The organism is Streptomyces sp. NPDC007905 (genome assembly GCF_042959345.1).
In the GTDB taxonomy this organism is placed as follows: Bacteria; Actinomycetota; Actinomycetes; order Streptomycetales; family Streptomycetaceae; genus Streptomyces.
Genome location: NZ_JBIBKS010000019.1, coordinates 90,316 through 112,809 on the forward strand (window position 1 = coordinate 90,316; position 22,494 = coordinate 112,809).

Annotated in this window: 22 protein-coding genes and 1 riboswitch; of the genes, 11 read left to right on the top strand and 11 right to left on the bottom strand. The window is 71.8% G+C overall.

All coding sequences use genetic code 11. The features are described 5' to 3' along the window. Positions 1-12 precede the first annotated feature (12 nt). Complete coding sequence (locus ACFZDC_RS29995) at positions 13-195, bottom strand: hypothetical protein (RefSeq protein ID WP_391328917.1); 183 nt, start codon at positions 193-195, stop codon at positions 13-15. A 262-nt stretch (positions 196-457) separates the two neighbouring features. Between ACFZDC_RS29995 and ACFZDC_RS30000 the strand changes: the two genes are divergently transcribed. Further along, complete coding sequence (locus ACFZDC_RS30000; RefSeq protein WP_391328918.1) at positions 458-2,521, top strand: UvrD-helicase domain-containing protein; 2,064 nt, start codon at positions 458-460, stop codon at positions 2,519-2,521. Positions 2,522-2,846: 325 nt separating this feature from the next. Next, positions 2,847-3,407 (top strand): hypothetical protein, encoded by a 561-nt coding sequence (locus ACFZDC_RS30005; protein ID WP_391328919.1) that lies wholly within the window; start codon positions 2,847-2,849, stop codon positions 3,405-3,407. Here ACFZDC_RS30005 and ACFZDC_RS30010 read toward each other — a convergent pair. Continuing rightward, a complete protein-coding gene (locus tag ACFZDC_RS30010) occupies positions 3,400-4,125 on the bottom strand; it encodes a copper homeostasis protein CutC (protein ID WP_391328920.1) in 726 nt (241 codons plus the stop codon). The genes ACFZDC_RS30005 and ACFZDC_RS30010 overlap by 8 nt on opposite strands. 67 nt (positions 4,126-4,192) lie before the next feature. Next, positions 4,193-4,864 (bottom strand): maleylpyruvate isomerase family mycothiol-dependent enzyme, encoded by a 672-nt coding sequence (locus ACFZDC_RS30015; protein ID WP_391328921.1) that lies wholly within the window; start codon positions 4,862-4,864, stop codon positions 4,193-4,195. A gap of 79 nt (positions 4,865-4,943) precedes the next feature. Between ACFZDC_RS30015 and ACFZDC_RS30020 the strand changes: the two genes are divergently transcribed. After that, the gene (locus tag ACFZDC_RS30020; protein WP_391328922.1) at positions 4,944-5,588 is read left to right on the top strand and encodes a hypothetical protein; all 645 of its coding nucleotides are present in this window, start codon (positions 4,944-4,946) and stop codon (positions 5,586-5,588) included. 149 nt (positions 5,589-5,737) lie between these two features. Continuing rightward, a complete protein-coding gene (locus ACFZDC_RS30025) occupies positions 5,738-6,838 on the top strand; it encodes a GNAT family N-acetyltransferase (RefSeq protein ID WP_391328923.1) in 1,101 nt (366 codons plus the stop codon). Positions 6,839-6,957: 119 nt separating this feature from the next. On the opposite strand, the gene ACFZDC_RS30030 is transcribed toward ACFZDC_RS30025, so the two are convergent. Together ACFZDC_RS30030 and ACFZDC_RS30035 are read right to left on the bottom strand one after the other, a co-directional pair. Then, positions 6,958-7,239, bottom strand: coding sequence for a DUF4031 domain-containing protein (locus ACFZDC_RS30030; RefSeq protein ID WP_391328924.1), 282 nt, complete (start codon positions 7,237-7,239; stop codon positions 6,958-6,960). 7 nt (positions 7,240-7,246) lie between these two features. Continuing rightward, the gene (locus ACFZDC_RS30035) at positions 7,247-7,630 is read right to left on the bottom strand and encodes a hypothetical protein (RefSeq protein WP_391328925.1); all 384 of its coding nucleotides are present in this window, start codon (positions 7,628-7,630) and stop codon (positions 7,247-7,249) included. A gap of 55 nt (positions 7,631-7,685) precedes the next feature. Here ACFZDC_RS30035 and ACFZDC_RS30040 point away from each other — a divergent pair, with 55 nt between their 5' ends. The 5 genes from ACFZDC_RS30040 (at position 7,686) to ACFZDC_RS30060 (ending at position 11,937) form a co-directional block, all read left to right on the top strand. After that, positions 7,686-8,591 carry an SIS domain-containing protein gene (locus ACFZDC_RS30040; protein WP_391328926.1) on the top strand — a complete coding sequence of 302 codons (906 nt, stop codon included), beginning with the start codon at positions 7,686-7,688 and terminating at the stop codon, positions 8,589-8,591. Between the two features lie 128 nt (positions 8,592-8,719). Then, complete coding sequence (gene murQ / locus ACFZDC_RS30045; RefSeq protein WP_391328927.1) at positions 8,720-9,649, top strand: N-acetylmuramic acid 6-phosphate etherase; 930 nt, start codon at positions 8,720-8,722, stop codon at positions 9,647-9,649. A 16-nt stretch (positions 9,650-9,665) separates the two neighbouring features. Beyond that, positions 9,666-11,048, top strand: coding sequence for a PTS transporter subunit EIIC (locus ACFZDC_RS30050; protein ID WP_391328928.1), 1,383 nt, complete (start codon positions 9,666-9,668; stop codon positions 11,046-11,048). Positions 11,049-11,079: 31 nt separating this feature from the next. Continuing rightward, the gene (locus ACFZDC_RS30055; protein WP_391328929.1) at positions 11,080-11,295 is read left to right on the top strand and encodes a hypothetical protein; all 216 of its coding nucleotides are present in this window, start codon (positions 11,080-11,082) and stop codon (positions 11,293-11,295) included. 66 nt (positions 11,296-11,361) lie between these two features. Then, positions 11,362-11,937, top strand: coding sequence for a hypothetical protein (locus ACFZDC_RS30060; RefSeq protein WP_391328930.1), 576 nt, complete (start codon positions 11,362-11,364; stop codon positions 11,935-11,937). A gap of 195 nt (positions 11,938-12,132) precedes the next feature. On the opposite strand, the gene ACFZDC_RS30065 is transcribed toward ACFZDC_RS30060, so the two are convergent. From ACFZDC_RS30065 to thrC, 6 genes are all read right to left on the bottom strand, one after another. Beyond that, positions 12,133-13,698: a carboxylesterase family protein gene (locus ACFZDC_RS30065; protein ID WP_391328931.1), complete on the bottom strand. Its 1,566-nt coding sequence runs from the start codon at positions 13,696-13,698 to the stop codon at positions 12,133-12,135. 69 nt (positions 13,699-13,767) lie between these two features. Beyond that, on the bottom strand, positions 13,768-14,895 hold the full coding sequence (locus ACFZDC_RS30070; RefSeq protein ID WP_391328932.1) for an NADH:flavin oxidoreductase: 1,128 nt from the start codon (positions 14,893-14,895) through the stop codon (positions 13,768-13,770). 683 nt (positions 14,896-15,578) lie between these two features. Then, positions 15,579-17,201 carry a chaperonin GroEL gene (groL, locus tag ACFZDC_RS30075; protein WP_391328933.1) on the bottom strand — a complete coding sequence of 541 codons (1,623 nt, stop codon included), beginning with the start codon at positions 17,199-17,201 and terminating at the stop codon, positions 15,579-15,581. A gap of 270 nt (positions 17,202-17,471) precedes the next feature. Beyond that, positions 17,472-17,675 carry a cold-shock protein gene (locus ACFZDC_RS30080; protein WP_004986573.1) on the bottom strand — a complete coding sequence of 68 codons (204 nt, stop codon included), beginning with the start codon at positions 17,673-17,675 and terminating at the stop codon, positions 17,472-17,474. Positions 17,676-18,106: 431 nt separating this feature from the next. Then, positions 18,107-18,382 carry a MoaD/ThiS family protein gene (locus ACFZDC_RS30085; RefSeq protein WP_391328934.1) on the bottom strand — a complete coding sequence of 92 codons (276 nt, stop codon included), beginning with the start codon at positions 18,380-18,382 and terminating at the stop codon, positions 18,107-18,109. Continuing rightward, on the bottom strand, positions 18,379-19,662 hold the full coding sequence (thrC, locus tag ACFZDC_RS30090; protein WP_391328935.1) for a threonine synthase: 1,284 nt from the start codon (positions 19,660-19,662) through the stop codon (positions 18,379-18,381). Before thrC ends, ACFZDC_RS30085 begins: the two co-directional genes overlap by 4 nt. A gap of 17 nt (positions 19,663-19,679) precedes the next feature. Then, a riboswitch (SAM riboswitch) is annotated at positions 19,680-19,821 on the bottom strand. Between the two features lie 159 nt (positions 19,822-19,980). Here thrC and ACFZDC_RS30095 point away from each other — a divergent pair. Next, entirely contained in the window at positions 19,981-20,973 is a 993-nt protein-coding gene (locus tag ACFZDC_RS30095; RefSeq protein ID WP_391328936.1) for a glucosyl-3-phosphoglycerate synthase, read from the top strand. 92 nt (positions 20,974-21,065) lie between these two features. Beyond that, the gene (locus tag ACFZDC_RS30100) at positions 21,066-22,493 is read left to right on the top strand and encodes a trehalose-6-phosphate synthase (protein WP_391328937.1); all 1,428 of its coding nucleotides are present in this window, start codon (positions 21,066-21,068) and stop codon (positions 22,491-22,493) included. The last annotated feature ends 1 nt before the right edge of the window (position 22,494 follow it).

Here is a 22,494-nt window from a genome sequence, read left to right on the forward strand (position 1 = left end):
GACCCTATGCGGTCACTTGCGGCGTACGCCCGCTTCCTCGCCGTACTCACCGAGGATCACGACGCCGAACGCGGCCTCCGCGAACACCTTGAGGGCACGCAGGGCGTTGCCCAGGGGGTGGTGATGGGGGCCGTGCACGGCCGTGGCTCCGGACGGGGGGCGGACAGGGGCTGGATGGATGGTTGCTGCGCTCATGTCTCCATGGTGGAACGTCGGAGGCCGATCCGGCATCGGTCTGCGGGACCGGTCCCGGACGCCTCCGGGTAGCCCCCCGGAAGGAGCCCGGCCCCTACCCCAGGAAGTCCGCATCCCCTAGGGGACGGAAATCCATTGGCCCCCCTCCCCGTCCCTCCCCTAAAATCTCCGCTCTTGCCCCGCCTCCCTCAAGGAGTGCCGCCGCCCGGACGGAAACCGGGCGGCCCCCCGTCATGCCGAGCGCAGATCCGGAGGCACCCCCTTGTCCACGCCCGCCCACGAGCCGCTCGACGACCCCCTCGCCCGAGAGCGCTCCCACCTCGCCGCGTCCCGATCGGCCCTGCGCGCCATGCGCGAGGACGTCGAGGCGCTGGACATCAGGGACGTCACCGCGAACTGGGTCAACGCCGAGGTGCTCGCCCACCAGATCGACGAGCGCATCAAGGCGCTGGCCGACCTCAGCGACACCCCCCTCTTCTTCGGGCGGCTCGACTACCTGCACGCACCGGGCGCCCAGCAGGCCGAGGGGGCGGAAGGGGAGAGGTTCTACATCGGGCGGCGGCACGTGCACGACGCCGACGGCGACCCGATGGTCATCGACTGGCGTGCCCCGGTCTCGCAGCCGTTCTACCGCGCGTCCAAGAAGGACCCGATGGACATCGGGCTGCGCCGCCGCTTCGGCTACACCGGCGGCGACCTGACGGCGTACGAGGACGAACACCTGTCCGACCCGGCCGACCCCTCGGGGGCTCCCACCACCAGCAAGCTGCTCCAGCAGGAGATCGAGCGGCCGCGCGTCGGCCCCATGCGGGACATCGTGGCGACCATCCAGCCCGAGCAGGACGAGATCGTCCGCAGCGGGCTGGGCGGCACCGTCTGCGTACAGGGAGGTCCGGGCACCGGGAAGACGGCCGTCGGCCTGCACCGCGTCGCCTACCTGCTGTACGCCCACCGGGAGCGGCTCGCCCGCACCGGCACCCTGGTCATCGGGCCGAACCGGTCCTTCCTGCACTACATCGAGCAGGTCCTCCCGGCGCTCGGCGAGTTGACCGTGCGGCAGGCGACGGTGGACGACCTGGTCGGGCACGTGGAGGTGCGCGGCACGGACGACGCGGCCGCCGCGATCGTCAAGGGCGACGCCCGGATGGCGGAGGTGCTGCGCCGGGCCCTGTACTCCCATGTGACCATGCCCACCGAGCCGGTCGTCGTGGTGCGCGGCTCGCGGCGCTGGCGGGTGCCGGCCTACGAACTGGAGGTGGTCGTGCGGGAGTTGCTGGACCGGGGCATCCGGTACGGCGCCGCCCGCGAGGCCCTGCCGCAGCGGATCGCGCACGCGGTGCTGGTGCAGATGGAGCGGGCCGGGGAGGCACCGGACGACCGGGTGCAGGATTCGGTCGCCCGCAACAGCTCGGTGAAGGCGGCCGTGAAGGCGGTCTGGCCGGCCGTCGATCCGGCGAAGCTGGTGCTGCGCCTGCTGACCGACGCCGCGTTCCTCGCGGAGCACGCCGAGGGGCTCTTGGACGAGGACGAGCAGAAGACGGTCCTGTGGGTGAAGCCGGTGCGCAGCGTGAAGTCGGCGAAGTGGTCGGCGGCGGACGCGGTGCTGATCGACGAGGCGACCGACCTGATCCAGCGCACGCACTCGCTCGGCCATGTCGTCCTGGACGAGGCACAGGACCTGTCCCCCATGCAGTACCGGGCGGTCGGCCGCCGCTGCACCACCGGCAGCGCCACCGTCCTCGGCGACCTGGCGCAGGGCACCACGCCCTGGGCGACCCGGAGCTGGGACGAGGCGCTGGCCCACCTCGGCAAGCGTGAGGGGATCATCGAGGAGCTGACGGCCGGTTTCCGGGTCCCCACGGACGTCATCACGTACGCCTCCCGCCTCCTGCCGCACATCGCACCCGGCCTCACCCCGGTCGCCTCGGTCCGTGAGAACCCCGGCTTCTTCGAGGTCCGTACGATCACGGAGACGGCCGAAGTGATCGGCGCCTGCGAGGAGTTGCTGGGCAACGAGGGCTCGACGGGCCTGATCGCGGCGGACGCCCGTGTGCCGGCGCTGGCCGAGGCGCTGAGCGCGGCCGGGATCGCCTGCCTGGCCCCGGGCGAGGAGACCACCCGGGAGACCCGCCTGACCCTGGTCCCGGCCTCCCTCGCCAAGGGTCTGGAGTACGACTACGTCGTCCTGGACGAGCCGCAGGCGGTGGTGGACGGGGAGCCGGACGAACGCACGGGGCTGCGCCGGCTGTACGTGGCGCTGACCCGAGCGGTGTCGGGGCTGATCGTGACGTATGCGGCGCCGCTGCCCACGCAACTCGCCGAGTAGGGTGCTGTGCCGTTCTGACATGTCCCCCCCGGAAAGGCCTCCGTTGAACACGCCGCCGCCCTCGCACCCCGCGTACCCGCAGACTCCGGGGCCGTACCAGCAGCCTTCCGGGGCATACCCCCAGACTCCGGGGCCGTACCAGCAGCCTCCCGGGCCATACCCCCAGACTCCGGGGCCGTACCAGCAGGCCCCCGGGCCGTACCCGCCCGCTGCCGCGTGGCCGCAGCAGTACGGCGGCGCGGTGCCGGCGGGCGGGCCGGTGGCGGCCTGTCAGATGTGCGGGGCGACGCCTGCCGCCCCGGTGACGGTCCGAGGCCATCAGGGCATGCTGGTGATCATGCGGTTCCTGCGGCGTCAGGGAGCGTTCTGCCGTACCTGCGCGCTGGCGATCTTCCGGGACATGCAGGCGGACACCATGGTGCTGGGCTGGTGGGGTCCGCTTTCGGTCCTCATCACACCCTTCACCCTGCTGGCCAACCTCAGCGCCCTGTCCGGCATCAAGCGCATCCCCGCGCCGGTCACGGCCGGATGGCGGCCGCCGATGGATCCGGGCAAGCCGGTGTTCAGGCGCCCGGCCGGTGTGCTGGCCCTGATCCCGCTGGCCGCGCTCGGCCTGCTGGTACTCGCCGTTCCGGTCCTCTTCCTCATCGGTCTGGTGGCCGAGTCGAGCGGCAGTGACCACCCGACCCTGACCGTCGGGTCCTGTGCCCGCAACGACGCCGCCTGGCCCGACCAGGACCTCAAGCCCGTGGACTGTGGCTCCGCCGAGGCGCAGTTCCGCGTCACAGACCCGCCGAGCGGCGAGTGTGCGTCCGGGGACTACCTGGCCTACCCGGAGTACAGCAAGAGCGGCGACCTCTCGCTCTGCCTGCACCCGCTCAAGTGAGGAAGCACTGCCGGGCGGCCTCGCCGTCCAGCATCGCCCGCCACTGTGCGACCGCTTCCGCCGAGACCGGCCCCTCCCAGCCTCCCGGCCGGGCCGCGCCCCCGATGTGGAAGGCGTCGACGCCCGCGCGCCGGAGGGCGGGGACGTGGTCGAGGCGCAGGCCGCCGCCGACGAGGATCGTCCGGTCGTATCCGGGCTCGCCCTGTCGGGCCGCCTCGGCCACCAGGGTCGGCAGGCCCTCGTCGACGCCGGAGGCGGAGCCGGCGGTGAGGTAGGTGTCCAGGCCGGGCAGGTCGGCGAGCTGCTTGCGCAGGGAGTCCCGGTCGGCGGCGTGGTCGATCGCCCGGTGGAAGGTCCAGCGGCAGCCGTCCAGCGCGGCCACCACCCGCTCCACCGCGGCCAGGTCCACCCCGCCGCCGGCCTCGAGGAACCCGAGCACGAACTGGTCGGCGCCCGCGGCCCGCATCTCGTGCGCCGCCCGGACCAGCAGGTCCAGGTCCTCGGGGCCGCCCGCGGCGAACCCGTCCGCCAGCCGGAGCATCACGCGCAGGTCGACGTCGACGGCGGCCCGGATCCCGGTGAAGGTCCGTGCCGGCGGGGTGAGGCCGTCAGCCGCCATCTCGGTGACCAGTTCGAGGCGGTCCGCGCCTCCCGCCTGGGCCGCGACCGCGTCCTCGGCGTCGAGGGCGATCACCTCCAGGACCGCACGCTTGCTCATGGCACCCCATTCATCGGCGACGGCAGGTCTAGTCCAATCCCAGACTACGCCCGCGCGGGGACGCCCCTCACCCGAAGATGTTCAGTTCCCCCTCCCTCGCGCCCGCCAGCTCGTACGCGGCCCCGTCCAGCGGCCGCCCCGCGTACAGCCGTACGAGCGTGGCGGCGTCGCCGAGGTACCGGGCGGGTGGTCCCCCCGCGGCAACGGCCCCCAGCAGCAGTGGCTCGTCCACGTCGTCGAGGTCGGCGTGCAGCGGCACGTGCTCCTTCTCACGGGTGATGCGGGCCAGCAGCGTCAGCGCGTCCGGCAGTCCGGCGCCCGCGTACGCCCCCGGCTCCCCCAGGACCTCGCGCACGTCACCGGCGTGCACCCACTCCCCGAGGGCGATCATGTCCAGCGCCCCGTCCGCCTTGGCGATCACCGGCCCGGCCTCGGTCATCCCACGCTCCAGCTCGTCGACGACCTGCGCGTTCGTCCACCCGGCGCGCTCGGCGATGTCCCGGTCGTTCGACTCGGGCGAGAACACGCCCTTCTCGTACCGGCTCGCCACCACCCGCATCAACGCGGCCGAACAGTGCGCCAGCACATCCCGTACGGTCCACCCCGGACACGCGGCGGTGGGCAGCGCGAAGTCCGCGTCCGGGCGCGCCCGCAACAGCGGTATGAGGGCGTCCCGCTCGACGCTCAGCAGCCGGCCGGGGAGTTCGGGGTCGCGGGGTACCTCGTAAACGTCGGTCATGGGCCCCAAGCTAGGGGCCTGTCCGGCACACGTCACGAAGGAATCGCCACACGCCACGGACGAACGGAAGAATGAGCCCATGGCCGACCTCGACGCCCTGCGCCTCCGCTTCGCCCGCGCCCTGGAAGGAGCCCGTGCCCCCGGCGGCGGCCCCGACCCCACCCCCTACGCCGACAACCTGCTCGCCCGCTGGCAGGAGCCGCAGCGCCACTACCACACCCTGACCCACCTCACCGCGGTCCTGGACCACATCGACGTACTCGACACGTACGCATCCGACCCGGACGTCGTACGCCTGGCCGCCTGGTTCCACGACGCCGTCTACCTGCCCGACCGCTCCGAGAACGAGGAGCGCTCCGCGCACCTCGCCGAGCGCGCCCTGCCCGAGGCGGGGGTGCCGGGACCGAAGACGGCCGAGGTCGCCCGCCTGGTCCGCCTCACCGTCACCCACGACCCCGCCGCCGACGACCACGACGGCCAGGTCCTGTGCGACGCCGACCTGGCGATCCTCGCCGCGCCTCCGTCGGCGTACGCCGCCTACACCGCGGAGATCCGCGAGGAGTACCACTTCGTCCCGAACGACGCCTTCCGCGAGGGCCGCTCCTCGATCCTGCGCCAACTCCTCGCCCTGCCCCGCCTGTTCCGCACGCCGTACGGCCAGGAGCACTGGGAGGCGACGGCCCGCTACAACCTCGCGGCGGAGCTGGACATGCTGTCGGCGTGAGGGCCGGGACCCCTGGAGCGTCTTCCTGGTAAGCCGACGTCACCGCACCGCGGGCCGATCGAGTCAGCTCGGACATGATCCGTGGCCGACCTGACCGCCGAGCCGGAAATGCTGTCGACCTGGCGGGGCCGGGCCCCTACTGTTCGCCCATGCGAGCGATAAACGGGGACGATGTGATCGAGGCCGTCGAGGGCTGTGTGGCGGCACTCGGCCCGGCGTTGGACCGGGACTGGAAGGACGTCAGGGCCGGGGGGCTGGATTGGAGTTGCCACGAGACGGCCGAGCACCTCACGGGCGCCATGTTCGGCTACGCGAGCCGGCTGGTGATAGGTGCCCAGGACTGGCTGCCGGCCGGCATCACCTTCGACGAGGACGCCGACGCCCCCGGCGTGCTGGAGGTGATCCGGTCGGCCGGCGCTCTGCTCGCCGCCACCGTCCGCACCACCCCGCGCCAGGTCCGCGCCGTCCACCCGTACCCCTTCGGCAGCGCCGACCGCGAGGGCTTCGCCGCGATGGGCATCGCCGAGGTGCTGCTGCACACCCATGACATCGCCCAGGGCCTCCAGATCGCCTACGAGCCGTCCGAGGAACTCGCCGAATCCGTCCTGACCTGGCTCTTCCCGCACGTCCAACCCGGCCCCGCGCCCTGGCCGACCCTGCTGTGGGCGACCGGCCGCGGCGAACTGCCCGGGCGCGCCCCGGTCACCGAGTGGCGCTGGCGGAACAACCTGGTCATCCCCGCCGAGCGGCTCACCCTCACCGGCGTCCGCCCGGCCGCCGCCCGCGATCTGCGCCTCGGCGGCGACGGCGGCTACGAGTGGATCGAGGGCGGACCGTTCGAGGGCACACGGGACGCCGCCGGCTCCCTGGTGAAGGCGTACGAAGCGGGCGTGCACCGGCCCGAGTTCGGTGTCTTCGCCCTCGTACGGAAGGAGGACGGCCGGGCGGTCGGCGGCATCGGCTTCCACGGCGCCCCGGACGAGGAGGGCCGCGTGGAGATCGGCTATGACCTCGTCGAGGGCGCCCGCGGCCAGGGCTACGCGACCGAGGCCCTGCGCACGCTGGCGGAGTGGGCGCTGGCCCGGGACGACGTCGACACGCTCTTCGCGACCATCGAGGGCGACAACCTCCCCTCGCAGCGCGTGGTGGACCGGGCGGGGTTCACCCGGGCGACCCTGGAGGAGGAACGGGTGGCACACGAGCAGCACGAGAGGGACAGCGGGCTGCAGCTCTACATCCGCCGGCGCTGAGGGCCGAGGCCGGTCCGGTCACCAACGGGCCGGCCACGGAACTCGGTCTGCGGCACGAAGCGAAGAGCCGGTTCAGCCCTCCGGACGAGCCGGCTCAGCCATGCTCCGAACGGGCCGGCTCAGCCATGCTCCGAACGAGTGACCCGCCCCTTTCGTCGGCGCAGCCCCGAGGCCCGCAGCAGCCGGACCACCTCGCGGCTGCTGACCTCCATGGCCCCGGCGGCCACCGCGTCCGCGTACCGGTGCGAGGGGAGGTCGTAGTGGTCGCGTTCGAAGGCCCGCCGGGGTACGCCCAACTCCGCGGCGAACAGGTGCAGTTCGTCGTACGACACATCGCTCACGAGATGCGACCACATGCGCCCGTGGCCGGGCCAGGCCGGTGGGTCGATGTACACCGTCACGGGAGCCTCACGAAGACTGCGTCCCGCCCGTGGCCCGCCCCAGCGAGCCCACCGCCGCCACCCTCACGCCCGCCTTGTGGCACACCCAGTGCGGGTCGGGTCCCAGTGCCGGCTCCACGTCCAGCGCGTGCGGGTCGCCCGAGCCGCACGCCGGGCACAGCGGCCAGCGGCCGTACCGCTCCAGCAGCGCGTCCTGTACGTCCTGCGCGACCAGGCCGGCCAGGTAGTCGGCGCCGTCCGGCCACTGCTCGACCCACCAGCGCCGCTGCGCGACGGAGTCCTCGACCAGCGAGACCACATCGGCCTCGGCGACCTCGCCCGCGACCAGGTCGGCGAGCACCAGCGCACGGGCCGCGTGCAGGGCCTGTTCAAGTGGGCTGAGGGACTTCATGGTCCCATTGTGCGCAGCCTTGACCGCGAGACCGAACCGAAAATATCTTTCACTGGTGACCCAGGACGTGAAGGAAAGTTTCGGCAGTCCGGGCGGCTCGCTCGCCGCCAAGGTGCGCACCCTCGGCCCTTCCATGACCCGGTCCATGCAGCGGGTCGCCGAGGCGGTCGCGAACGACCCGGCCGGCTGCGCCGCCCTCACGGTCACCGGCCTGGCCGAACTGACCGGGACCAGCGAGGCGACGGTCGTGCGGACCGCCCGCCTGCTCGGCTACCCGGGCTACCGCGACCTGCGGCTCGCCCTGGCCGGGCTGGCCGCGCAGCAGCAGTCCGGCCGCGCGCCCGCGATCACGACGGACATCGCGGTCGACGACCCCATCGCCGACGTCGTCGCCAAACTCGCCTACGAGGAGCAGCAGACCCTCGCCGACACGGCCGCCGGACTCGACACCGCCCAACTGGGCGCGGCCGTCACCGCGCTCACCGGCGCCCGCCGCACCGACGTGTACGGCATAGGGGCCTCGGGCCTGGTCGCCCAGGACCTGACGCAGAAGCTGCTGCGGATAGGGCTCATAGCCCACGCGCACAGCGATCCGCATCTCGCGGTGACCAACGCCGTGCAGCTTCGGTCGGGCGACGTGGCGATCGCGATCACGCACTCCGGGTCGACGGGGGATGTCATCGAGCCGTTGCGGGTGGCGTTCGAGCACGGGGCGACCACGGTGGCCATCACCGGGCGGCCGGATTCACCGGTGACGCAATACGCCGACCACGTGCTGACCACCTCCACCTCGCGGGAGACCGAGTTGCGGCCCGCCGCGATGTCCTCCCGGACGAGCCAGCTGCTGGTGGTGGACTGTCTGTTCGTCGGGGTGGCTCAGCGGACGTACGAGAGTGCGGCTCCCGCACTGGCGGCGTCCTACGAGGCGCTGGCTCATCGGCACCGGAGTGCGTCGCGTTAGACCGTAGGACCGACTGTTGTGGGGATCTGCGCGCCGTGGCTTGTCGCGCCCCGCGCCGGAGCCGCGATCAAGCAGAGCCCCGCGCCCCAGGGAACTGCAGGACCCCCCACTGGAAAGAGCCGTTCTTCATGACTTCCAAGCCCCGTGGGCTCCAGGCCGAACTCGCCTCGCTGACCACCGAGGCCTTCAGGCCCGAGCTTGCCGAGATCGATCGGCTGGCCACGCTCGACATCGCCCGGCTGATGAACGGCGAGGACTCGGGTGTGCCCGGTGCCGTCGCCGCTCGGCTGCCGCAGATCGCCGCCGCCATCGACGCCGTCGCCGCACGCATGGCGCGTGGTGGGCGGCTGATCTACGCCGGTGCCGGTACGGCGGGCCGGCTCGGCGTTCTCGACGCCTCGGAGTGTCCGCCCACCTTCAACACCGACCCCGCCCAGGTCGTCGGCCTGATCGCGGGCGGCCCCGAGGCCATGGTCACCTCTGTCGAGGGTGCCGAGGACTCCAAGGAGCTGGCCCGCCGGGACCTGGACGCGCTGAAGGTGACGGCCGACGACTCGGTGGTCGGTGTCTCCGCCTCCGGCCGCACCCCGTACGCCGTCGGCGCGGTCGAGCACGCCCGTGCGCTCGGCGCCCTGACGATCGGGCTGGCCTGCAACGAGCACAGCGCGCTCGCGGCCGCCGCCGAGCACGGCATCGAGGTCGTCGTGGGCCCCGAGCTGATCACCGGCTCGACGCGGTTGAAGGCGGGCACGGCCCAGAAGCTGGTGCTCAACATGCTGTCGACGATCACCATGGTCCGCCTCGGCAAGACCTACGGGAACCTGATGGTCGACGTCCGCGCCTCCAACGACAAGCTGCGGGCCCGCTCCCGCCGTATCGTCGCGCTGGCCACGGGAGCCTCCGACGAGGAGATCGAGAAGGCGCTCACCGAGTCGGGCGGTGAGGTGAAGAACGCCATCCTGGCCATCCTCGCCGGTGTCGACGGCCCGACGGCCGCCCGCCTTCTGGAGGAGTCCGGCGGACATCTGCGTGCCGCGCTGGCGGCCGCGGGCACCTGACCCGCAGGCTCGGGGCGTGCACAACGACCCCGCCTCCACCGCAGCCGCCGTCCTCTCCCGGGTCGGCGGCCCCGCGAACGTCACGTCCGTGGCCCACTGCATGACCCGGCTCCGGCTGGGCGTCGCCGATCCGGCGGCGGTGGACGAGGAGGGGCTGCGGGCGCTGCCCGGGGTGCTGGGGGTGGTGGCGGACGGGACGTCCTCGGTGCAGGTCGTGCTGGGGCCGGGGGTCGTCGGGGAGGTCACGGCGGCGGTGCAGGTCCGGGTTGCCGGTCAGCCGGTGGGTCCCGGGGAGCCGTTGCGGGAGGGGCTCCGGCGGGGTGAAGCCACCCCGCTCAAGACCGCCCTGCGCCGGATCGCGGCCGTCTTCGTGCCACTCATCCCCGCCCTGATCGGCTGCGGCATCCTCGCCGGGCTGGGCGGACTGCTCGTGAACGCCGGATGGCTGCCCGGCCTCACCCCCGCCCTCGCCGCCGTCGCCTCCGGCTTCATGGCGCTGATCGCGGTGTTCGTCGGGCACAACACCGCCAAGGAGTTCGGGGGGACGCCCGTGCTCGGCGGTGCGGTGGCGGCCGTGGTCGTCCATCCGGGCGTGGCGAAGGTGACGGCGTTCGGGGTCCACCTGGTGCCCGGCCAGGGCGGGGTGCTCGGCGCGCTCGCGGCGGCGCTGCTGGCGACACGGGTGGAGAGGTGGTGCCGGGGCCGGGTGCCGGGAGCGCTGGACGTCCTCCTCACCCCCACCGTGACCGTCCTCGTCTCCGGCCTGGTCACGCTGTACGGCCTGATGTACGCCGCCGGAGTGGTCGCCTCGGCGATCGGCACGGCGGCGAACTGGCTGCTGGCGACGACCGGAGCCGTGGCCGGGCTGGTCCTCGGCGGCCTCTTCCTCCCCCTCGTCATGCTGGGCCTGCACCAGGCCCTGATTCCCATCCACACCACCCTCATCGAACAGCAGGGCTACACGGTCCTGCTCCCCCTGCTCTCCATGGCGGGCGCGGGCCAGGTGGGCGCGGCGCTCGCGGTGTACGTCCGGCTGCGCCACGACACCTCGCTGCGGACGACGATCAGATCGGCGCTCCCGGCCGGGCTGCTGGGCGTGGGCGAGCCGCTGATCTACGGGGTGTCGCTGCCGCTGGGCCGCCCGTTCGTGACGGCGTGCGCGGGCGGGGCGGCCGGCGGGGCCTTCGTCGGGTTCTTCGCGATGCTCGGGGACAAGGTGGGCGCGACGGCCATCGGCCCGTCTGGCTGGGCCCTGTTCCCGCTGCTCGCGGGCAACAGGGGTCCGGGGCTGACGGCGGCCGTCTACGGGGGCGGTCTGCTCACCGGGTACGCGGTGGGGTTCGCGGCGACGTACCTCTTCGGCTTCACCCGCCGCTCCCGTGTGGCCGCGTCGGCGTGACGCGCCGTCGGGACCGGTCGTTCGCCCGGGCATGATGAAGACGCTGCTGACCACCGCCGCCCTGACGGTGTGCGCCGCCGCCCTGGCCGCCCCCGCCCACGCCGACGACCACTGGACCGCCACCGGCACCGCCCGGTGCGCCGGGGACCTCACCGTGTTCCCCGCACTCAAGAGCCTGTCACCGCTGCCGTTGACCGATGCCGCCCCCGCCTGCGGAAGGAACAGCCTCCTTCACCACGGCGGCTGAACGGCGGCAGCGGCCTCGGCTGCCTCCGGAGGCAACCCCGGCTCCCCGGGGCGCTACCGTCGAACAATGAACCACGCCCAGCTCACCGCCCTGGGTCGTGCGCTCCGGCTGCTCGGGGAGCACGGCGAGGCGCTCACGGCCGACACCCCGGACACGCGGCTGCACGAGATCAAGGCCGATCTGCGGCGAGCCCTCGATCGGCTCGAGGAGAGCGTCGGGGCCGGCGCGCCCACGACCCGGTGCCCCGAGCACCCGCACGGGCCCGTCGACGAGAGCGCCCCCGACCGGTGCCTGCTCTGCGAGACCCGGCGCCGGGCCGCCCGGCGGTCGGAGTTCCAGAGCGGCGGCAGGCCACAGGCCGCGGAGCCGCCCGCCTCCGGCCAGTCCCGGTACGGCGTCCGTGCCGACCGTCCCCAGCCGCAGCAGCGGTGGCTGCCGGAGGCGTGGAACGGGCGCGAGTGGCAGCTGTGCGGGACGCCTCGGCGGGACCGGCGCGAGGCCGAGGCCTATCTGGCCGCCCAGCGCCGCGGATCGCGGCCCGCCATGGCGTACCGGCTCGTGCACGAGTTCACCGACTATGAGGTGCTGCGGATCTGGGGGACACCGGTACAGGTCGACATCGAGCCCATGGGCAACCTCTAGGGCTGTGACCGGGAAGGTTTGCCGGAAAGCTCGCGGCGTCCGGTGCTGGGGGCACCTCCCACGCCGTTCAGGCAGTGGGGGAGCCTCGCCAGGCGGAGCATCGCCCGCGTACTGGATGTATTCGGGTGATGCGACAACGCGGCGAGGTGCCGTGCCGGGCGTCGCGAGCCGGTGAACCTTCCCGGCCGAGTACAGCTAGGGCAGCGCCGGGGCGAGCAGAGGCAGGGGGATGAAGTCGTGGCCCTCCCACAGGCGCCTGCTGCGCTCCTCCGGGTATGCCGTGACCGTCGGCCGCACGTCCAGTACCTGCACCAGGCGTGCCTCGGTGTCGTACGCCGGCCAGCCCGGGTCTCCGGTCCGGGCGAACGACGTCCACGCGCGGCGGAAGCGCATCGACAACTCCTCCGCCTCGGCCGTTGTCTCCCCGCCGGCGAAGAGGAGGTTCCCCAGGTCCGCGTGGAACGTGCCGAAGAGCAGCGGGATGTCCAGGGCGTGGCAGGCGCCAAGCGCCCCGCCGTTGCCCGGTGCCGGCCAGGTCAGTTCGTAGACGTGTGCCCGGCCTCCGCCCGCCAGCTGGGCCTCCGCCAGGCGCAGACTCGGTATGGCGAACAGCCAGTCGGTTTGGACGCGTGCGTAGAGGTCGGTGGGCGAGGCGTCGGGGAAGGCCGAGCGGTAGGCCCGTTCGCCCGCCTCACCGCCGGGGGCCAGCAGGCGCAGGGCTGCCGTCGCCTGGTCCTCGGTGACCTTGCCGAGCATGCCGCCCAGGGCCATGAAGAGGCGGAACTCGTCGCGGTTGTGGCCGACCAGGAGGTCGATGTGCCGGGCGGCGCCGGATGCCAGCGCCTGCCAGGGGGTCGTGGGCAGGACGTCCCCGTCGACGACCGGGGCGAACGGGGTGACCGTCGGCGCCACCCGGCCCCACCGGTCCCTGTACTGGAGCATCTTGGCGCTCAACGACTGACCGGCCTCGGGCAGTCGGCGGGGATCCACCGTCGCCAGTTCGGCCGCCGTCGGGCGGTGGCCCGCCTCCGCCGCCAGTGCCGCCGCTATGTCCCGCGCCAGTTCGTCGGAGAAGAACGTGCCGGGCACGCTCTGTGCCACCGCCCGCCGGAACAGGCCCCGCGCCCTCGGCATCGCCAGCAGTGAGGCCACAGAGCCCGCCCCGGCCGACTCGCCGAAGACGGTGACCTGGCCGGGGTCGCCGCCGAACGCCGCGATGTTCGCCTGGACCCACTCCAGGGCCGCCACCTGGTCCAGCAGGCCCCGGTTCGCCGGTACGCCGTCGAGGCGGGCGAAGCCCTCCACGCCCACGCGGTAGTTGCAGGTGACCACGACGACATCGCCGTCCCGGGCGATGCGCTGCGCGTCGTAGCCGGGCTGGCCGGCGTGGCCCATCTTGTACGCGCCGCCGTAGATCCACACCATCACCGGGCGGCCGGCGGACGGGTCCGGTTCGGGGGTCCAGACGTTCACCGTCAGCCAGTCGTCGCCCACCGGGCCGGCCGACAGGCCCGCGCGGCCCTGGATGCCGACGTCCTGCGGGGGCGGCGGGCCGAACGCGTACGCCTCCCGGGTGCCGTCCCAGGGCCGGGCCGGGCGCGGGGCCTGGAACCGGGCTCCGCCGACCGGGGGTTCGGCGAAGGGGATGCCCCGGAAGACCGCCAGACCGGCCTCGTGGCGGCCACGCACCGCGCCGGTGGCGGTGCGCACCACGGGTCCGGCGGTCTCCGACGTCGGGGTCTGCGACTCGCTCGTCGTCATGCTCGCTCCTTACTGGTCATCAGAGGAACGGAACGGATCGATCACACGTGCCCGGCGGCTCCGGCCGCTTCAGCTCAGCGTCTTCACCGCGGCCGCGTCGTACGGCTTCAACTCGTCGAAGCGGTTGGAGAGGACCTTCGCCGCCCACTCCGGGTCCTGGAGCAGGGCGCGGCCGACGGCGACCATGTCGAACTCGTCGGCCTCCAGCCGGTCCAGGAGGTTGTCGATGCCCTTGACCGGGGAGCCCTCGCCCTGGAAGGCGTTGATGAAGTCGCCGTCGAGGCCCACCGAGCCGACGCTGATGACCTGCTTGCCGGTGAGCTTCTTCGTCCAGCCCGCGAGGTTGAGGTCGGAGCCCTCGAACTCGGGGAGCCAGTAGCGGCGGGTGGAGGCGTGGAAGACGTCGACGCCGGCGGCGGACAGCGGGGTGAGGATGGCCTCCAGTTCCTCGGGGGTCTCGGCCAGGCGGGCGCCGTAGTCCTGCTGCTTCCACTGCGAGTAGCGGAAGAGGATCGGGAAGTCGGGGGACACCGCCTCGCGGACCGCCGCGACGATCTCCGCCGCGAACCTGGTGCGGGCCACCGGGTCGCCGCCGTACGCGTCCGTGCGACGGTTGGTGCCCGCCCACAGGAACTGGTCGAGGAGGTAGCCGTGGGCGCCGTGCAGCTCCACGCCGTCGAAGCCGATGCGCTCGGCGTCGGCCGCGGCCTCGGCGAACGCGGCGACGACGTCGTCCAGGTCCTGCTGTGTCATAGCCTTGCCGGTGGGCTCGGCACCCTCGGTGACGAGGCCGGACGGGCCGACGGCGGGCGCGTCCGCGAACGGCGGTTCGCCCTGCTTGCGCACCATGCCGATGTGCCACAGCTGCGGCACGATCGTGCCGCCCGCCGCGTGCACCGCCTCGGCGACCTTCGCCCAGCCGGCCAGCTGCTCCTCGCCGTGGAACCGGGGCACGCGGTCGCTCTGCCCGGCCGACTCGTGGCCGACGTAGGTGCCCTCGGTGACGATCAGACCGACACCGGCGGCGGCGCGGCGGGCGTAGTACGACCGCACGTCCTCGCCGGGGATGCCGCCCGGGGAGAACATCCGGGTCATCGGCGCCATCGCGATCCGGTTGGGAACGGTGAGCCCGTTGAGTGTGATCGGACGGGAGAGGATCTGGGCCGCGCGGGAGGCGGGGGGCGTCGTGACGGTCACGTGGGGGCTCCTCAGGGGGTGACTCTGGCTGACCGAAGGGTATGTGCGCGTGCATTGTTGCACCTTCTGAAGCAACTGCCTATGCGCTGCCCCACATTCCGGCCCGACGAAAGCCCTCACGTGACACCGCTCACACTGCCGGTCCAGCCACGGCGGCGGCAGCGGGGGCGACTGCCGGGAAGCCGCCGACGACGACCTTCCCCCGGACCGGTCCAGCACGGGTGAGAAGCGAGCGAGCAGCCCGAAAGACCAGTGGCCCAGCCCGCGTCGGCGACGACGGTCGGCTCACCGGGCATCCTCGGCCGGCGGGCGTGCCCGCGCCTCACCTGCACGCCGGGCCGGCGCAGCGGCTCACGGCCGGTGGGCGACCCCTCCCTGCCCGGCCTGCCGAACGATGGGCAGATGTGGGCCACCGTGTCTCTGGAAGTGACTGCGCGGACAAGGCCGGGCAAGGCCCGGCATTGGCCCAGTCGTGCCCATGGGGCCGAGTCAGGAGAAGCACGACACTCGCCGAGAAGCGGGCGGCCCCACGGTCGCTCACCGGCTCCCGAGCCTCACGTTCCCGGAGAAGCTCAAGGACTACGCCGGCCGGGGCCCGTGCAACGCCCGAGGGCGGCACCCCCAGCCAGAAGCTGGACGTACCGCCCTCGGTTCGAAGGACAGGCGATCAACCGTCAGGTCGATCAGAAGTCCATGTCACCGCCCGGCATGCCGCCCGGAGCGGCCGCGGCGGCCTTCTCCGGCTTGTCGGCGATGACGGCCTCGGTGGTGAGGAACAGCGCGGCGATGGAGGCGGCGTTCTGCAGGGCGGAACGGGTCACCTTCGCCGGGTCGATGATGCCCTCGGCGACCAGGTCGACGTACTCGCCGGTCGCGGCGTTCAGGCCGTGGCCCGGGGTCAGGTTGCGCACCTTCTCCACGACGACACCGCCCTCGAGGCCGGCGTTGACGGCGATCTGCTTCAGCGGGGCCTCGAGCGCGAGCTTCACGGCCTGGGCGCCGGTCGCCTCGTCACCCTCGAGCTCCAGCTTCTCGAAGACGTTGGTGGTCTGCAGCAGGGCCACGCCACCACCGGCGACGATGCCCTCCTCGACGGCGGCCTTCGCGTTGCGGACGGCGTCCTCGATGCGGTGCTTGCGCTCCTTGAGCTCCACCTCCGTGGCGGCACCGGCCTTGATGACCGCGACACCGCCGGCGAGCTTCGCCAGGCGCTCCTGCAGCTTCTCGCGGTCGTAGTCCGAGTCGCTGTTCTCGATCTCGGCGCGGATCTGGTTCACGCGGCCCTGCACCTGCTCCGAGGAGCCGGCACCGTCCACGATGGTGGTCTCGTCCTTGGTGACGACGACCTTGCGGGCGCGGCCCAGGAGGTCCAGGGTCGCGTTCTCCAGCTTGAGGCCGACCTCCTCGGAGATGACCTCGCCGCCCGTGAGGATGGCGATGTCGCCGAGCATGGCCTTGCGGCGGTCACCGAAGCCCGGGGCCTTGACGGCGACGGACTTGAAGGTGCCGCGGATCTTGTTGACGACCAGGGTCGACAGGGCCTCGCCCTCGACGTCCTCGGCGATGATCAGCAGCGGCTTGCCCGACTGCATGACCTTCTCCAGCAGCGGGAGCAGGTCCTTGACCGAGGAGATCTTGGAGTTGGCGATGAGGATGTACGGGTCCTCGAGCACCGCCTCCATGCGCTCCATGTCGGTCGCGAAGTAGGCGGAGATGTAGCCCTTGTCGAAGCGCATGCCCTCGGTGAGCTCGAGCTCCAGACCGAAGGTGTTGCTCTCCTCGACGGTGATGACGCCTTCCTTGCCGACCTTGTCCATGGCCTCGGCGATCAGCTCGCCGATCTGGGTGTCGGCGGCGGAGATGGACGCGGTGGAGGCGATCTGCTCCTTGGTCTCGACGTCCTTCGCCTGCTCCAGCAGGGCGGCGGAGACGGCCTCGACGGCCTTCTCGATACCCCGCTTCAGAGCCATCGGGTTGGCACCGGCGGCGACGTTGCGCAGGCCCTCCTTGACCAGGGCCTGGGCGAGCACGGTCGCGGTGGTCGTTCCGTCACCGGCGACGTCGTCCGTCTTCTTGGCGACTTCCTTGACCAGCTCGGCGCCGATCTTCTCGTACGGGTCCTCGAGCTCGATCTCCTTGGCGATGGAGACACCGTCGTTGGTGATCGTGGGGGCGCCCCACTTCTTCTCGAGGACGACGTTGCGGCCCTTGGGGCCGAGCGTCACCTTCACGGCGTCCGCGAGCTGGTTCATGCCGCGCTCGAGGCCGCGCCGCGCCTCCTCGTCGAACGCGATGATCTTGGCCATGTGAAGTGGTCCCTCCAGGACTGGGGGTGATTCCTTCGGACCGCGCCCGCGCCCGCGACGGACGGCTCGCCGGCCTGTGGTTCCTTGCCCCACGTGGCCTGCGGGCCTCACCGACCCGGTCCTTCTTTGTCACTCTCACCTTCAGAGTGCTAACGCAATGATTAGCACTCGGGCATGGCGAGTGCAAGCGCCTTGGGGGGATCAGCCCGGGGCGAACAGGACGAAGGGCCCACACCCCCGAGGGGTGTGGGCCCTTCGCGTGAAGAACGTTCAGGCGGTGACGCGAACCATGTCGGCCTGCGGGCCCTTCTGGCCCTGCGAGATCTCGAACTCCACCCGCTGGCCCTCTTCCAGGGTGCGGTAGCCGTCCATCTGGATCGCGCTGTAGTGGACGAAGACGTCCGCACCACCGTCGACCGCGATGAAGCCGTAGCCCTTCTCCGCGTTGAACCACTTGACGGTGCCCTGAGCCATGCCTAACTCCCCTATTACTGGCCCTTGCACAGATCCACACTTCGCGGACCCGGGTCAGACCTCACCCCCCATTGGTCGGGGGCGTGCGCCGGAACGCGTCGACCGCGGCTGAATGTATCTGTCCAACTGCCGTCTGCAACAGGTCAATCGGACGAGAATTCTGGACGAGCCCGATCCGGAATCTGACGAGAATTCAGACAAATTCAGGGCAAGTCGGGCTCCATAAATGGCTCAAAAGCCGCATAAAACCCGCGCATTTTGGCTACTTCTTGTCGGGTGTGCGGCGCGATTTCCGGGGCCTGCGACCCGCAGATCCGGAACGCTTTCCCCAACTGTACCGCGCTCAATCACACTGAATGGCCCCCTCCGTTTCTCTCACGGAGGAGGCCATTCGATGAACAATCGGTAACCGCGGTTACCGAAGGTAATGCTCAGCCGCCGGCGACGGCCGGAATGATGGAGACACCGGCACCGTCCGGGGTCGCGGTCTGCAGCCCCTGCTCGAAGCGGACGTCGTCGTCGTTGACGTACACGTTGACGAAACGGCGCAGCTTGCCCTGGTCGTCCAGCACCCGGGCGGCGATGCCGGCGTGGTTCTTCTCCAGGCTCTCGATGACCTCGGCGAGGGTCGCGCCCTCGGCGGGGACCTCCGCCCGGCCGTCCGTGTAGGTGCGCAGGATGGTGGGGATGCGAACGGTCACGCTCATGCGAGGCCAGCCTCTCGGAAGGAGTCCAGGGTCGGGCGGATGGTGGCGGTGAGGCCGGTGCCGGCCACCGCGTCGAGGGTCTTGAGGCCGTCGCCGGTGTTGAGGACGACCGTGGTGAGCGACGGGTCCAGGACGCCGTTCTCGATGAGCTTGCGCGTCACGCCCACCGTCACGCCACCGGCCGTCTCGGCGAAGATGCCCTCGGTGCGGGCCAGCAGCTTGATCGCGTCCACGACCTGCTCGTCGGTCACGTCCTCCACCGCGCCGCCCGTGCGGCGCGCGATGTCCAGGACGTACGGCCCGTCGGCCGGGTTGCCGATGGCCAGCGACTTGGCGATGGTGTTCGGCTTCTGCGGCCGTACGACGTCGTGGCCCGCCTTGTACGCGGTCGACACCGGCGAGCAGCCCTCGGCCTGGGCACCGAAGATCTTGTACGGCCTGTCCTCGACGAGCCCGAGCTCGACCAGTTCCCGTAGGCCCTTGTCGATCTTCGTGAGCTGGGAGCCGGAGGCGATCGGGACCACGATCTGGTCGGGGAGCCGCCAGCCGAGCTGCTCGCAGATCTCGTACGCCAGGGTCTTGGAGCCCTCCGCGTAGTAAGGCCGCAGGTTGACGTTGACGAAGCCCCAGCCCTCGCCGGCCGGGTCGCCGATCAGCTCGGAGCAGAAGCGGTTCACGTCGTCGTAGTTGCCCTCGATGCCGACCAGCTCACCGCCGTAGACCGCGGCCATGACGACCTTGCCCTGCTCCAGGTCGTGCGGGATGAACACGCAGGACCGGAAGCCGGCCCGGGCGGCCGCGGCGCCGACGGCACCGGCCAGGTTGCCGGTCGAGGAGCAGGAGAGCGTGCTGAAGCCGAAGGCGCGCGCCGCCTCCAGAGCCTGAGCGACCACTCGGTCCTTGAAGGAGTGCGTCGGGTTGCCGGAGTCGTCCTTCACATACAACCCGCCGGTGACACCCAGTTCGCGCGCCAGGTTGTCGGCCTTGACGAGCTTGGTCCAGCCCGGGTTGAGGTTGGGCTTGTCGGCCACGTCGGCGGGGACGGGCAGCAGCGGCGCGTAACGCCAGATGTTCGCGGGGCCCGCCTCGATACGCTTGCGGAGCTCTTCGGTGTCGTAGGCGGAGAAGTCGTAGGCGATCTCCAGCGGGCCGAAACACTCCTCGCAGGCGAACACCGGCCCGAGGGGCACCCGGTGACCGCACTCGCGGCAGCTCAGGGCCGCGGCGGGGCCGAGGTCGACGGTGGGATTGCTGGTGCTTGCAACGGTCTGCACAGCCATGGAGGCGAGGCCCTTTCTCCTCATCTTCCTCACGACGCATCTCGCCGTGAGACGGATTTGGCACCTTCCCTAGCCGGGAGCCTCGCTGGAGAACGAGAACCGACTGGAGGGTTGCCGGGGCTTCATCGGGCCGTGTCCCTCTGCCCCTCTGGATGAGCTGTATGTGGTTGTGAACGCGCGCGACCCCCGACATGCAATGGTCATCGGCGTTGTTCAAGACTGTAACCGAAGGCCAGGACAGTTGAGATAGTCGTCCGAACCGCGAGATGGATCACACCGAGTCACCGCTGTGATCACGACAGTGAGGAGCCGCAGACCGTGCTGGAAGAAGTCGAGCGCTGGCTGGCCACCCGCTCCTGGTCCGTGGCCGATCGCCCTCTCCACCGCATACTGGCCGCCAAGCAGCGCACCGGCCAGTCCGTCTCCGTCGTCCTGCCCGCGCTGAACGAGGAGGAGACGGTCGGCGACATCGTCGCGGTCGTCCGTCACGACCTCATGCAACAGGTCCCGCTGGTCGACGAGATCGTGGTCGTCGACTCCGGGTCCACCGACCAGACCTCCGAGGTCGCCGCCTCCGCGGGCGCCCGGGTCGTCCACCGCGACGACATCCTCCCGCGTATCCCGGCCGTCCCCGGCAAGGGCGAGGTGCTGTGGCGCTCCCTGCTGGTGACCGGCGGGGACATCGTCTGTTTCATCGACGCCGACCTGAAGGAGTTCTCCTCCGACTTCGTCTCCGGGATCGTCGGCCCGCTGCTCACCGACCCGGGCGTCGACCTGGTCAAGGCCATGTACGACCGCCCGCTCGGCAGCGAGGAGGTGGGCGCCGAAGGAGCTCGGCAGAAGGGTGCTGCCGGGCGACGGGCGGGCCAGGGCGGCCGGGTCACGGAACTCATGGCCCGCCCGCTGCTGAACATGCACTGGCCGCAGCTGGCCGGCTTCGTCCAGCCGCTGGGCGGCGAGTACGCGGCCCGCCGATCGCTGCTGGAGCAGCTGCCGTTCCCGGTGGGATACGGCGTGGAGCTGGGCATGCTGGTGGACGCCCTGCACCTGGTGGGCCTGGACGCGCTGGCGCAGGTCGACGTGGGCGTGCGCAAGCACCGGCACCAGGACGGACAGGCGCTGGGCCGGATGGCCGCGGCGATCTACCGCACGGCGCAGCTGAGGCTCGCCCGCGGGCATCTCATCCGTCCGTCCCTGACCCAGTTCGAGCGGGGTGAGGACGGGTTCGAGCCGCGCACCTATTCGGTGGACACCGAGGAGCGCCCGCCGATGGCGGAGATCGCGGAGTACGCGGCGCGCCGGGTGGCGTGAGGGCGCACTCGCACTGGGAAACGGCTGTATACAGCCCCCTCGAGGGTGGAACGTACGTTTGAGGGTTTCCGGGCCGGGCTAGGTTGAGGCTTATGGCTTCCAGGCACGGTGCTGAGGTGCTGGTCGCGTCCAACCGCGGCCCGGTTTCGTACGAGGTGCGCCCCGACGGCGCGGGCGGCTCGCTGCACGCCAAACGGGGTGGTGGCGGGCTGGTCTCGGGGCTGTCCGCCATCGGGTCCGACGCCAACGCGGTGTGGGTGTGCGCCGCGCTGGGCGACGGCGACCGCGAGGCGGTGCGGCGCGCGGGCGGTGGGCTGCTGCCGGCCGAGGACACCGGTGGGCAGCGGGTGCGGATGCTCGACATCGACACGAGCGTGTTCGCCGACGCGTACAACGGCATCGCGAACTCGGTGCTGTGGTTCGTCCACCACATGCTGTACCAGACCCCGCTGGAGCCGATCTTCGACGCGGAGTTCCGACGGCAGTGGGCGTCGTACGAGGCCTACAACCAGGCGTTCGCCGAGGCGCTGGCCGAGGAGGCGGCGCAGGGCGCCGCGGTGCTGATCCAGGACTACCACCTGGCCCTCGCGCCCCGGATGCTCCGCCAGCTCCGTCCCGACCTGCGCATCGGCCACTTCTCGCACACCCCGTGGGCCCCGCCGGACTACTTCCGCCTGCTGCCCGACGACATCGCGGCCGAGCTGCTGACGGGCATCCTCGGCGCGGACCGGGCGGCGTTCCTGACCCGGCGGTGGGCGGACGCGTTCACCGACTGCTGTCACGCGGTACTGGGCCCCGGCATCCCCTCCGGGACCCGGATCGGGGTGCACGGGCTGGGGGCGGACGCGGACTTCCTGCGCGAGCGGGCGCACCGGGCGGACGTGGACGAACGGATGGCCCTGCTGCGGAAGGAGATCGGCGAGGGGCGCCGAACGATCGTCCGGGTGGACCGCACCGAGCTGTCCAAGAACATCGTGCGCGGCCTGCTGGCGTACCGGCAGCTGCTGGAGGACCACCCCGAGTGGCGCGAACGGGTGGTGCACGTGGCCTTCGCCTACCCGTCCCGGCAGGACCTCGCCGTCTACCGGGAGTACACGGCCGAGGTGCAGCGGGTGGCGGATGAGATCAACTCGGTGTACGGCACGCCGGGTTGGACGCCGGTGGTGCTCCATGTGAAGGACGACTTCGCGCGCTCGCTGGCCGCGTACCGGCTGGCCGACGTCGCCCTGGTCAACCCGATCCGGGACGGCATGAACCTGGTCGCCAAGGAGGTGCCGGTCGTCTCCGACGAGGGCTGCGCACTGGTGCTGTCCCGGGAGGCCGGGGCGTACGAGGAGCTGGGCGAGAACGCGTTCGTGGTGAACCCGTACGACATCGTGGGGACGGCGCGGGCGCTGCACGAGGCGCTGAGCCTGCCGGGGGCCGAGCGGGCGGAGCGCTCCAAGCGGCTGGCGGCCGCTGCCACCGCGTTGCCGCCCGCTCAGTGGTTCCTGGATCAGCTGGGTGCGCTGAACGGCTGAG